Raw genomic sequence first — 9,794 nt, 5'->3', positions numbered from 1 at the left:
CCGTGGAAGAGGCCCCCGCCGCCGCGGAGCACCCCATCCTGCTGGAGAAGAAAAACATTGTCCTGAACTGCAAGCCCGTCAGCCCCGAGGAGGCCATCAAGGCCGTGGGCAAGCGGATGGTGGAAAGCGGCTATGTGGAAGAGTCCTATATCCAGGGCATGCTGGACCGGGAGGCCAGCTTCTCCGNGGCCATCGGCAGCCATGTGGCCATCCCCCACGGCACCGAGGAATCCCGGAAGGCCATCAAGAAAACGGGCCTCATTGTCATGACCTATCCCGAGGGCATCCAGTGGGGCGACGAGCTGGTCCGCCTGGTGGTGGGCATCGCCTCCACCGGCGAGGATCACCTGGGCATCCTGNGCAAAATCGTCGAGGTGGCCGAGACCGAGGAGGACACCGACAAGCTGGTGGATGACGCCACGGTGGATCAGCTCTACAAGCTGCTCAACGGCCTGGAGTAATTCCATGCGGTCTAAGGGCGTGCGTCTCTACGGCGCTTACGACATCCGCCTGGAGGAATTCGACCTGCCGGAGATCCGCGACGACGAAATCCTGGTCCGGGTCATGAGCGACAGCATCTGCATGTCCACCTACAAGCTGCTGGTTCAGGGCAAGGCCCACAAGCGCTGTCCCCAGGACGTGGACACACGCCCTGTCATCATCGGCCATGAGTTCGCCGGAGACATTGTGAAGGTGGGGAAAAAGTGGCTGGGCGAATTTTCTCCCGGCGAGAAGTTCGCCCAGCAGCCCGCCCTGAACTACAAGGGGAGCCCGGCCTCTCCCGGCTATTCCTATCCCACCTTCGGCGGGGCGTGCACCTACTGCATCGTCCCGCCGGAAGCGGTGGAGCTGGGCTGCCTCCTGCACTACGACGGCGAGAGTTATTTTGAGGCCAGCCTGGGCGAGCCCATGAGCTGCATCCTGGGCGGATACCATGGGAATTACCACACCAGCCGCCGCAGCCATGAGCACATCATGGGCATCAAGGAGGNGGGCCGCGTCCTCATTCTGGGCGGCTGCGGCCCCATGGGCCTGGAGGCTATCGAATACCCTTTGGCTCTGGAGAAAAAACCCTCTATGATTGTGGTGACGGACCTCTCGGACGAACGCATCGCCCGGGCCCGGCAGCTAATCCCCGAGTCCCTGGCCGCCGCCCAGGGCATCCGGCTGGTTTACATCAACCCCGGCGAGTGCTCCGACGAGTTTACGGAGCTTATGGAGCTCACCGGCGGGCAGGGCTACGACGACATCTTCGTCTACACCGCCATCCGCTCCCTGGCGGAGATGGGGGACCGGCTGCTGGGCCGGGACGGGTGCATGAACTTCTTTTCCGGCCCCACGGACAAGTCCTTTTCCGCCAGCATCAACCTGTACAACTGCCACTACGCCTCCACCCATGTCATCGGCACCACCGGGGGCACCACGGAGGACCTGAAGGAGGCCTTCCGCCTGGCCGCTCAGGGGAAAATCCGCCCAGCCGTCATGGTCACCCACGTGGGCGGCCTGGACTCCATCGCAGAGACTACGCGGAACCTCCCCCACATCCCCGGCGGGAAGAAGCTGACCTACACCCAGTTCAATATGCCCCTCACCGCCATTGCGGACTTCCGGGAAAAGGGCCGGACGGACCCGCTGTACGCCCGCTTGGCGGACTGCTGCGGCGCCCACGACGGCCTCTGGAACTCCGAGGCGGAGAAAATCCTGCTCCGGCATTTTCNTGTGATCTAAAAGCAGCCGGACCTCACGGCTGNGAGGTCCGGCTGTCTTTATGCCTATTCTACGGTAACAGACTTTGCAAGGTTTCTCGGCTTGTCGATGTCGCACCCTCTTTGCAAGGCCACATAATAGGCGAACAGCTGCAAGGGCACAATGGAGAGGGACGGCTGGAGCAGCGGATGGGTCTCCGGCACGGCGACAACCGCGTCGGCGGTCTTCTCCATCCGCTCCCGGAACCCTTCCGTGGTGACGGCCAGCACCGTGGCCCCCCGGGCCTTCACCTCCACCACGTTGCTCATGGCCTTGTCAAAGAGGGCGGCATAGGTCCCCAGGGCCACCACCAGCGTCCCCGGCTCGATGAGGGAGATGGTCCCGTGCTTCAGCTCTCCGGAGGCGTAGGCCTCCGAGTGGATGTAGCTGATTTCCTTCAGCTTCAAGGAGCCCTCTAAGCCCATGGCGTAATCCAGGTTTCGTCCAATGAAGAAAATGCTGTCGTGGTTGAAGAAACGGGAGGCGAAGTATTTCGTGTCCTCGAAATTCTCCAGGTACCTCCGCATCTTCTCCGGCAGGGCCTGGAGCTCCATCAATATCGCGTCGTATTCGCTTTTCTCCACCGTCCCCAGCAGGTCCGCCAGATACAACCCCACCAGGTTCAGCGCCGCCAATTGGGTGGAATAGCCCTTGCTGGTGGCCACGGCAATCTCCGGTCCCGCCCAGGTGTANAGCACGTCGNCCGCCTCCCGNGCGATGGAGCTGCCCACCACATTGCAGATGGCCAGGGTCCGGCCTCCCAGGCGCTTGGCCTCCCGCAGGGCGGCCATGGTGTCCAGGGTCTCCCCGGACTGGCTGATGGCAATGACCAGGGTGTGCTCATCCACCAGCGGCCCGCTGTAGCGGAATTCCGAGGCCAGCGCCACCTCCACCGGACGGCGGAGCAGACGCTCCCAGGTGCATTTCCCCACCACTCCCGCATGATAGGCGGAGCCGCAGGCAATCATGTAGATGTGGGAGATGCTTTTGACGTAGTCTTCCGTCAGGCGGATGTCGTCCAGCACCACACGGCCCTCCCGGATACGGGGGAAAATGGTTTTTTGCAGGGCCTCCGGCTGTTCCAGAATCTCCTTGAACATGAAGTGGGGGAAGCNGCCCNTCTCGGCGGAGGCCGCGTCCCAGTCGATGCGGCTGTGCTCCTTCTCCAGGGGGTTCAGCTCATCGTCGAACACATCCACACTCTCCGCCGTCAGCACGGCGATTTCCCCGTCGTTCATATAGGCCACGTCCCGGGTGTGGCGGATGATGGCGGTGGCGTCGGAGGCGATGAAGTTCTCCCCCTCCCCAAAGCCGATGATCAGCGGGCTGTCCTTCCGGGCGGCAATCAGGGCGTTGGGGTAGTCCGAGCAGATGATGCCGAAGGCATAGGACCCCTCGATGCGCCGCAGGCACCGGCCCACGGCTTCCAGCATATTCCCGCACTCCTGGTAGTGAAACTCCAGAAGGTGGGCCGCGACTTCCGTGTCCGTCTCGGAGGTGAAGGCCACCCCCTGCCGGGTGAGCTGTTCCTTTAGCTCCAGGTAATTCTCGATGATGCCGTTATGTACCAGGGCGATTTTTCCGTCCCCGCTGACGTGGGGATGGGCGTTGACGTCGTTGGGCTCCCCGTGGGTGGCCCAGCGGGTGTGCCCGATACCCAGGGCCCCCTCCAGCTCCGCCCCGTTATGGGTCAAGTCCGCCAGGACCTGTAAGCGGCCCTTGGATTTGCGGACCTGCAAGCCCTTGGTTTCGGAGCGGACGGCCACGCCCGCCGAGTCATAGCCCCGGTACTCCATCTGCCTCAAGCCCTCCAGCAGCACGGGGGCAGCCTGTTTTTGGCCTACAAAACCAACAATTCCACACATGGAAATTCGTTCCTCCTAATTTGGAAAATTAAGAGGACAAATGCGCAGTCACTTGTCTCCTCAAGACGGTCACGGCCCTTCTGTTTTGCGGTCGCCCGCATATTTGTAAGCCGTGTCACGCGCCCGCCCAGGGCACGGAGGGGCATCCGCCGAACAATTCGATACTCCCCTCACCTCGTTATCCGGCCGAAGCCGGCGCATGGCGCTTTGATGGGACTTTTCCCATGTCCTCCTTTCACCTCTGCGATTTTGACCCGGCCTTTCGGCCTTACTGCATTATACGAAAGAGGAGCGCAAATGTCAACTTGCCCGGGCGGGCAGCCATCCTGCTCAAAATTTTCCCAACTTTTTCCCCGCCCCGTCTTGCTGCCGACTTAACAAAATGCTATACTGTTTTCAGGTCCGCTTTCAGCGGAAGCCACAAAAAATATGAGACCTTACGGAAAGGAAGCTGCATCATGCTGAACGTCAAATCCTTCCAGATCGAAAACTTTATCCCCGCCGGCTACCGGGACGCCGCCGCCCCCCGGCTGGCGGAAGCCCAGGAGAAGCTCCAAAAGCACAACGGCCTGGGCCATGAGTTCACCGACTGGGTCCGCCTCCCCGTGGACTACGACAAGGAGGAGTTCGCCCGCATCCAGGCCGCCGCCCAAAAAATTCAGGGCGACTCCAAGGCCCTGGTGGTCATCGGCATCGGCGGAAGCTACCTGGGCGCCCGGGGCGTGGTAGAATACCTCTGCTCCCCTAACTACAACCAGAAGAAAAACAAGAAAACCCCCAACATCTATTTCGTGGGCAACGGCCTCTCCGCCGACGCCATGCAGGAGGTCTTTGACCTCATCGGGGACGAGGATTTCTCCGTCAACGTCATCTCCAAGTCCGGCACCACCACCGAGCCCGCCGTGGCCTTCCGCTTCTTCCGGGACGCCCTGGAGAAGAAATACGGCAAGGCCGGGGCCAAGGGGCGCATCTACGCCACCACCGACAAGGCCCGGGGGGCTCTGAAATCCCTGGCCAACGAGGAGGGCTGGGAGAGCTTCGTGGTGCCCGACGGCGTGGGCGGGCGGTACTCCGTCCTCACCGCCGTGGGCCTGCTGCCCATCGCCGTGGCCGGAATCAGCATTGAAGAGCTCATGGGCGGCGCGGCCAAGATGATGAAGCTCTGCGAGACCGCCTCCTATGAAAACCCCGCCTGGACCTACGCCGCCCTCCGGGACGCGCTGTATCAGAAGGGCNGGAGCATCGAGGTGCTGGCCTGCTACGACCCCGCCTTCCGCTTCATGCTGGAGTGGTGGAAGCAGCTCTACGGCGAGAGCGAGGGCAAGGACGGCAAGGGCCTCTTCCCCGNCAGCGTNNAGTTCACCGCGGACCTTCACTCCATGGGCCAGTATATCCAGGCCGGGCGGCGCATCATGTTTGAAACCGTGGTCCGCCTGGGGGCCTCCGAGCACCAGCTTCTGGTGCCCCGGGACGAGGTCAACGGCGACGGGCTGAACTTCCTGGCCGGGGAGTCCATGGACTATATCCGGGACAAGGCCATGGAGGGCACCCTGCTTGNCCACACCGNGGGNGNCGTGCCCAANGTCATCGTGGAAACCGACGGCAAGAGCGCCGACTCCCTGGGCCAGCTCATCTACTTCTTCGAGTACGCCTGCGGATTGTCCGGCTACCTGCTGGAGGTCAACCCCTTCGANCAGCCNGGCGTGGNGGCTTACAAGAAGAACATGTTCGCCCTGCTGGGCAAGCCCGGCTACGAGGCCCAGAAGGCCGAGCTGGAGGCCAAGCTGGCCAAATAACCTCATTCCCGCCCAAGGCCGCCCCGTCCCATGGGCGAGGCGGCCCTTAATAAAGTAATCACGAAAACGATTACTCGCTTAAAAGCAATCATTTTAAGGAGGAGCACTATGAAACAGGCAATTCAAATCGGCGCGGGCAACATCGGCCGGGGGTTCATCGGGGCCCTGCTCAGCCAGGCGGGCTGGCATGTCACCTTTGCCGACGTGGTGGAGCCCATCATCGAGGCGCTGAACCGGGACCACGGCTACACGGTTCACATTCTGGACAAGGAGCCCGGCGANATCGCCATCCGCANTGTGGACGGCGTAATCTCCACCTCCCCGGAGTTCGCCCGGAAGGTGGCCCAGTGCTCCCTCATCACCACCGCCGTGGGCCCCAATGTCCTGCCCATCATCGCCAAGTCCATTGCGGGGGGCATTCAGGCCCGCATCCAAGCCGGGAACACGGAGCCCANGAACGTGGTCTGCTGCGAGAACGGCCTGCGGACCACCACCCGCCTGAAAAACGAGGTGGTGAAGCACTTGGGCCAGGAGGAGACTGCCTTCCTGGAGGAGCATATCGGCTTTGCCGACTGCGCCGTGGACCGCATCTGCCCCAAACCCAGCTTTGAGAACATCCTGGACGCCGCCGTAGAGCGCTACTGTGAGTGGGACGTGGAAGCCGCCGCCTGGAAGGGCGAGAAGCCGGACATCCCGGGCCTCACTTTCGCGGACAACCTGATGGCCTATCTGGAGCGCAAGCTCTTCACCCTCAACAGCGGCCACGCCATCTGCGCGTACCTTGGCTACCTGCGGGGCTATGAAACCATCAAGGACAGCATCGCGGACCCCGCCATCGGGGAAATCGTCCACGCCGCCATCTCCGAAAGCGGCGAAGGCCTTATCAAGGAGTTCGGCTTTGACCCAGACGTGCACCACGCGTATGTGGAAAAGATCTTCGCCCGCTATCAGAACCCCTTCCTGGAGGACGAGGTGCTCCGGGTGGGCCGGGAGCCCATCCGGAAGCTAGAGGCCGGGGACCGGCTCATCAAGCCCCTGACCACCACTGCCGCCTATGGCCTGCCGGTGGACCACCTGATCTTCGGCGCCGCCGCCGCCCTGCGGTTCGACTGCCCGGAGGACCCCCAGAGCGTGGAGCTCCAGGCCAAAGTGAAGGCCGAAGGCCCCGCCGCCGCCCTGGAGGCCTACTCCGGCCTGAAGCCCGAGAATCCCCTGTTCGGCCGCATTCTGGATGTTTACAACGCCTTGGCGGTGGCCAAAAAATAACTTCCCGCTTCCGGCGGGGCGGAGGGGTCTTCCTCCGCCCCGTTGTGGTTTCCCGGGAAATCTTCCCCTTTCCCCTTCCCTTTTAGGGCAAAGCCTGTTAGAATGGGATCATAAATCGGANATGTTCCGGGAGAGAGGGAAGCTTATGAAACGCCGTCTGGCCGCCCTTCTGGCAGCTTTGCAGCTGCTGGCATGCGCCGTTTCCGCCTCCGCCGCGGAGTGGGACCCCACGGACCCCAACGATCCCCTGCTGTGGGAGCCGGACCTGCCGGAATTTGACGGGCCCATGCCCTCCACGCCCCGGCTCGGGGAGACGGAGGACGCGTTCAGCATGGCTGTCAGCTTCACCGGCGACATGCTGCTGGCCTCCCTCCACGGCAAACGGGCGGCGGGAAACTTCCTGGACTACGCCGCCAAGCAGGAGCCGGAGTACTTTCTCCAGCATGTCCAGCCCATCTTCGAGGCGGATGATTTTACCGTGGTGAACCTGGAAAACGTGCTGACGGATCGAAACCTGACCCCCAAGGAAAAAGCCACGGACCCCGCCTACTGGTTCCGGGCCCCCGCGGCAACCACGGACATTCTCACCTCCTCCGNCGTGGAGGCGGTATCCCTGGCCAACAACCACACGGGGGACTACGGCACGGCGGGCTACAAGGACACGGTGAAGGCCGTCTCCGCCGCCGGGCTGGAGTACNGCGGCAACGACCGGACCTTTTATCTGGAGAAAAACGGATACCGCGTCGCCGTCATCTGCCACGGCCTCTGGACCNAGGGCCAGGCCGGGGCCATCATCCGGCGCCTCAAGGCGGCGGAGAAGGACTCCGATTTCCAGGTAGTCTTCTACCACGGCGGCGCCGAGGGGGTGCACACCCCGGAAGCGTGGCGGGTGCGGGCTTCCCGCCGCCTCATTGACAACGGCGCGGATCTGGTGCTGGGAAATCATCCCCATGTGCTCCAGCCCCGAGAGGTCTACAAGGGCAAAGAGATCGTCTACTCCCTGGGAAACTTCTGCTTCGGCGGCAGCCGGGGGCCGGAGAACCGGACCATCATTTACCAGCTCATCCTCCGGGTGGAGAACGGGGAGCTGGTGAANGCAGCCTCGGAGATGATCCCCTGCTATGTCCACACCGGCGGCAGGGTCAACAACTACTGCCCCGCCCCCATTGAGGACGAGGCCCAGGCCCGGCGGGTGCTGGACTTTATGGACGGGAAGGCAAAGCTGCCCCTCTGAGGGTGCCCGATGAGGCGGCTCGAAAAATCCTTTCCGGGGTCTTTTCAAGCTTCATAGGATTCCTTGCNGCGTNTTAACNNGGNGCCGCTTTNTTNATTTTANGGGANNAATGTCNTNGCATTTTCACTAAAAATCTTTACTTTCATCATAAAATTCCCCCAAAATCCCTCGACGGAATTTCCTTTTTCTGCTATAATTGGTTTGATTAGGAAAGGCTCCCGCAATGGAGACGGCGTTTCTCCTCCGGCGCGGCAAACGGAAAGACTCCTTTTTTGGGGACTTCGACGTAAGGGCAGGCAAAGGAAACGGAAAGGAACAGGTAACATGGATCACACGCAGCTCAGCATTCTGGACCTCGGCATCATTGCGGTTTATCTGCTCTCCATGGTGGCGGTGGGCGTCTACTTCGTCCGGCGCATCAAGAACACGGGGGATTACTACGTGGCGGGCCGTTCCCTGGGGCCCCTGGTGATGATGGCCACGGTCTGCGCCACCATCATCGGCGGCAGCGGCCTTATGGGACGGGCGGGCGTCGCCTATTCCAGCGGCTTTAAGGCGGTCATGACCGCCATTCCCTATCTTTTGGGCATGTTCCTCTTCTCCGGCATCGCCGGGAAGATTTCCGATATCGGCATAAAGTACGACGTGACCTCCATCCCGGACCTCTTCCACCGGCGCTTCGGCAAGCCGGCGAAAATCCTGCTGGCGGCCATGGTGGCCTTCACCATGATGGGCACCGTGGCCTCCCAGGTGACGGCCACCGCCACCATCATCAACATGCTGGGGGGCCAGGTAGGCCTCAGCTTTGAGGCCGGGGCCCTCATCGCCTGTATCATCTTCATGGTCTACACCGCCTCCAGCGGTCTTTTCGGCGTGGTCTACACCGACGTGCTTCAGTTCTACATGCTGATTCTCTTTGTATACATCCTCATCCCCGCGGCTTCCCTCAAGAGCATCGGCGGCTTCTCCAACTTCCTGGCGGGCCTGGACCCGGCCCTGGCGAAGCCCTACCTCAACGGCGATATCCTGGGGGATATCGTCACCTATCTGGTCTTCACCATGGCCGGGGCGGAGATGTGGCAGCGGGCCTTCGCCGCCAAGGACCGCNGNTCCGCCAAAAAGGGTATGTTCCTGGGCACCGCCGTCTACGGCGTCACCATCGCCCTGGTCTACTTCATGGGCGTGGCCGCCCACCAGATCATCGGAGACGATGCCCAGGCGGTATACGGCAGCACCGACGCCGTGGTCCCCGCCCTGGCCATCCGCGTGCTACCCATTGGCCTGACGGGCCTGGCCCTGGCGGGCATCCTCTCCGTCATCATGTCCACGGCGGACAGCTATCTGCTGGTCAGCGTCCAGACCTGCGTCCACGACATCGGCAAGACCTTCTTCCCGGAGATGAAGGACAAGACGGAAATCCTCCTCTCCCGGATTTTCTCGATTATTTTGCCCCTGGGCGCTTTGGTCATTGCGCTTTACATTAAGAACGCGTATAATATCCTCATGTTCGCCTGGAGCTTCTACGCGGCGGCGGCGGGCATCCCGGCCTTTGCCGCCCTCTTCTGGAGGAAGGCCACCTCCGCCGGCGTCATCACCGGCATGGCCGCCGGTTTTACCGTGTGCGTGGGCTGGAAGCTGGCGGGAGAGCCCTTCGGCCTGGGCTCCGCCGTGCCGGGGACCATTGCCTGCGGCGCGGCCCTGGTCGTGGTCAGCCTTGCCACGTACAAAAGCCGCCCCTCCGTCTTTCTGGACGCGGGGAAGCCGTAACCGGGCGTATTTCGCTGTGGGGAAAACCCTGCGGAAAGGGGAAAATCAATGCTGACCTTGGACATGATACGGGACGCGCAGAACGCGCTGGAGGGCGTTGCCCGCCGGACCCCCCTCCAC

Annotated in this window: 7 protein-coding genes; 6 read left to right on the top strand and 1 reads right to left on the bottom strand. The window is 62.4% G+C overall.

The features are described 5' to 3' along the window. The coding region (locus JX325_RS08805; protein ID WP_204790790.1) for a PTS sugar transporter subunit IIA at positions 1–461 on the top strand (461 nt) is incomplete at its 5' end. Between the two features lie 4 nt (positions 462–465). Further along, complete coding sequence (locus JX325_RS08800) at positions 466–1,728, top strand: zinc-binding dehydrogenase (protein ID WP_204790789.1); 1,263 nt, start codon at positions 466–468, stop codon at positions 1,726–1,728. Between the two features lie 44 nt (positions 1,729–1,772). Here the strand turns inward: JX325_RS08800 and glmS are convergent, their stop codons facing one another. Beyond that, positions 1,773–3,611 carry a glutamine--fructose-6-phosphate transaminase (isomerizing) gene (gene glmS / locus JX325_RS08795; RefSeq protein WP_204790788.1) on the bottom strand — a complete coding sequence of 613 codons (1,839 nt, stop codon included), beginning with the start codon at positions 3,609–3,611 and terminating at the stop codon, positions 1,773–1,775. A 458-nt stretch (positions 3,612–4,069) separates the two neighbouring features. On the opposite strand from glmS, the gene JX325_RS08790 reads away from it, so the two are divergent. The 4 genes from JX325_RS08790 (at position 4,070) to JX325_RS08775 (ending at position 9,674) form a co-directional block, all read left to right on the top strand. Continuing rightward, complete coding sequence (locus JX325_RS08790) at positions 4,070–5,407, top strand: glucose-6-phosphate isomerase (protein ID WP_204790787.1); 1,338 nt, start codon at positions 4,070–4,072, stop codon at positions 5,405–5,407. Positions 5,408–5,515: 108 nt separating this feature from the next. Further along, a complete protein-coding gene (locus JX325_RS08785) occupies positions 5,516–6,673 on the top strand; it encodes a mannitol-1-phosphate 5-dehydrogenase (RefSeq protein WP_204790786.1) in 1,158 nt (385 codons plus the stop codon). A gap of 145 nt (positions 6,674–6,818) precedes the next feature. Further along, positions 6,819–7,907 carry a CapA family protein gene (locus JX325_RS08780; RefSeq protein WP_204790785.1) on the top strand — a complete coding sequence of 363 codons (1,089 nt, stop codon included), beginning with the start codon at positions 6,819–6,821 and terminating at the stop codon, positions 7,905–7,907. 324 nt (positions 7,908–8,231) lie between these two features. After that, positions 8,232–9,674 (top strand): sodium:solute symporter, encoded by a 1,443-nt coding sequence (locus JX325_RS08775; RefSeq protein ID WP_204790784.1) that lies wholly within the window; start codon positions 8,232–8,234, stop codon positions 9,672–9,674. Positions 9,675–9,794 lie beyond the last annotated feature (120 nt).

It is taken from the genome of Oscillibacter sp. CU971 (assembly GCF_905219725.1).
Taxonomy (GTDB): Bacteria; Bacillota; Clostridia; order Oscillospirales; family Oscillospiraceae; genus Oscillibacter.
Note: the sequence above shows the minus strand (reverse complement) of the source record. Positions and strands in the feature narration are given on the sequence as shown.